The sequence below is a fragment of the Streptococcus sp. 1449 genome (genome assembly GCF_013276805.1).
Classification (GTDB): domain Bacteria; phylum Bacillota; class Bacilli; order Lactobacillales; family Streptococcaceae; genus Streptococcus; species Streptococcus pseudopneumoniae.
In genome coordinates, this window is the sequence record NZ_VMLS01000085.1 from 1 (window position 1) to 2,426 (window position 2,426).

3 protein-coding genes and 1 pseudogene are annotated in these 2,426 nt (G+C 39.8%); 3 read left to right on the top strand and 1 reads right to left on the bottom strand.

What is annotated here, in order from left to right:
• Window positions 1–12 precede the first annotated feature (12 nt).
• A complete protein-coding gene (locus HT687_RS10855; protein WP_001863444.1) occupies window positions 13–234 on the bottom strand; it encodes a helix-turn-helix transcriptional regulator in 222 nt (73 codons plus the stop codon).
• A 180-nt stretch (window positions 235–414) separates the two neighbouring features.
• On the opposite strand from HT687_RS10855, the gene HT687_RS10860 reads away from it, so the two are divergent.
• From HT687_RS10860 to HT687_RS10870, 3 genes and pseudogenes are all read left to right on the top strand, one after another.
• A complete protein-coding gene (locus HT687_RS10860; RefSeq protein ID WP_172924200.1) occupies window positions 415–1,155 on the top strand; it encodes a S24 family peptidase in 741 nt (246 codons plus the stop codon).
• A 138-nt stretch (window positions 1,156–1,293) separates the two neighbouring features.
• On the top strand, window positions 1,294–1,962 hold the full coding sequence (locus HT687_RS10865) for a Fic family protein (RefSeq protein WP_172924201.1): 669 nt from the start codon (window positions 1,294–1,296) through the stop codon (window positions 1,960–1,962).
• Between the two features lie 274 nt (window positions 1,963–2,236).
• Window positions 2,237–2,426, top strand: a pseudogene (locus HT687_RS10870) (integrase); the annotation flags it as partial.

The window sequence follows — 2,426 nt, forward strand, 5'->3', positions numbered from 1 at the left end:
CTCCTTCCGTTCTTATTCGGGAACGTTTTTATTAAAAAAAATTCCCAATTCATTTACGCCATAGCCCAGAATTTTACCAAATTCAGCAAGCTCGTCAGCTCCAAATGGTACAATTCCATTTTCTCTTTTTGCGTAAGGCGCTCGGGACTTCCATCCCATTTTTTCGGCTATCACATCTTGAGTATAGCCTTTTGCAATGCGCTCCGCTTTAATTCGTCTTAAGTTTAATTCCATCAGCTACCACCTTTCTTTTTTAGTCGTTCCCGTAAGAGAACAAAACAAGTATAACTCTTCCGTTCCCATTTGTCAACACAAAACTTGATTTTTTTTACAAAAAAATATTTTTAACATGGTTCTTGTACTTTTTTGGGAACGGTGGTATAATAAAATCAAATTAAGAAAGGGGGGTGTAAAATGCGCTCTAATAGTGAAATTATAGATATTATCGTCTTAGAAAAAGACAAACAAGACCTTTCTCTTAGTGAGTTAGCTCGAAGAGTAGGGTTGGCAAAATCTGCCATGTCTAGATACTTAAATAAAACCAGACAATTCCCACTAAACAGGGCTCAAGATTTTGCTAATGTTTTAGGTATATCAGTAGAATACCTGCTAGGTGTTGAAAACTCTTCTCCATCAACTTCAACAGTTGAAAAAATCACGCTCATAGCTGACCAACTCACTCCACCAAGACAAGAAAAAGCCTTGACTTATCTTAAAAAGCAGCTGCTGGAGCAGAAAAACGAAAACATAGTATCAGAAAATATTATCAGTCTGGACGACTACAGGGAAAGCAAGACGCTCCCTGTTATCGGAGTTGTAACCGCTGGAAACGGAATAACCCAAGACGATAACCTAAACATAGAAAAATGCTTTTATACTGATGAAATACCAGACGACTATGACGCTATCGCTTATGTCGTTGGCAACTCTATGGAGCCAAAGATAAAAAACGGCGACTATCTTTTTATAAAGAATGCACCTCAAGTTGACTATAACACTATCGGTATCTTCCAAGTAGACGGCGCTAACTACGTCAAGAAACTGCGTCAAGGGTATTTAGAAAGCCTTAACCCTGATTGTGCTGATATTCAACTAGACGAAAGCAACGATATACGCACCATCGGCGAAGTCGTGAGTATATATAGAGAAAATTAAAAACTCCCCCATATTCGCCAATAGCAACCCCATCCCATGGGTCCATTGTGCAAAAACGGAGGAAAATGAAGAATAGAAAGCCGATTTTACAGACTAAAGCGCAAAAATGGGCAAAATTGACAAATAGAAAGGAGAATTATGACCTACTCACAAAACTATCTGGACGATATACTGGTACGCATGGCCTACCATTCTAGCGGTATCGAAGGGAATACTATCTCTCTACCCGAAACCGTCAGCATTATCTTAGAAAGCACCTTGCCACGCAACGGCAAAAGTATTCGTGAGTTTTATGAGATTGAAAACCATAAACAAGCCTTTTCTTATCTCTTGGACTCATTGGCAAACCATCAAGCCCTTACTGTGGGGCTGGTTCAAGATTTTCACGCCTTATTAGTGGATAGACTGCAACACGATCGCGGACAATTTAAGCAAGTTCAAAATGCCATTATCGGGGCGGAATTTCAAACGGCTAGCCCAGCAGAAACGCCCTACCTGATGACGCAATGGGCTGATAATACCGCTTATCGCTTAGATCATGCTCAGAATGAAAAAGAAATCTTAGAGATTTTAGCAGATACCCATATCCAGATTGAACGGATTCACCCATTTAGCGACGGCAACGGCCGTACCGGTCGCCTGTTACTTATGTACCTAGCTATGAAGTATCTAAACGCTCCTATCATCATCCCAAAAGACTCAAGGGCGCATTATATGGAACTCCTCGCAAATCAAGACGTAACTGGACTAGCTGACCTCTTCAAAAAGTCACTGGACTACGAAAGAATACGAAAAAAACAGTTTTAAAACAACAAAAAAAGACAAGCTAGCTGCTGCTGACTTGTCTAATATCGCCTGAACTGAAATAACGGGAAAGATTCAGGCGGTTACATGACTATTATACCATATTATTCAGAAAAACAAATATAAGCCCCATATCCGCCTTGTTTACTACTCTGGTATTATTTACCGTCTGACTAATTAAAATCGAAAATAGGGGCATTCTCGTAGCTCCTCGCATGGTAAAACTTCAAAACCTTTTCTAATTTGCTTGCCTGCTGATGGAAAAAGGAGTAAAACCATGAAAATAACAGAATATACTAAAAAAGACGGCTCAATAGTCTATCGCTCTAGCGTCTACCTTGGCATCGATACCGTAACGGGTAAGAAAGTCAAGACGACTATATCAGGGCGAACCAAGAGAGAACTTAGAAACAAAGCGCTACAGGCTCAAATAGACTTTGAAAAAAACGGCTCTACAGTATTTAAAG

Coding starts and splice junctions, on each gene's coding strand:
- HT687_RS10855 (WP_001863444.1), bottom strand. CDS start 234: ATGGAATTAAACTTAAGACGAATTAAAGCGGAGCGCATTGCAAAAGGC.
- HT687_RS10860 (WP_172924200.1), top strand. CDS start 415: ATGCGCTCTAATAGTGAAATTATAGATATTATCGTCTTAGAAAAAGAC.
- HT687_RS10865 (WP_172924201.1), top strand. CDS start 1,294: ATGACCTACTCACAAAACTATCTGGACGATATACTGGTACGCATGGCC.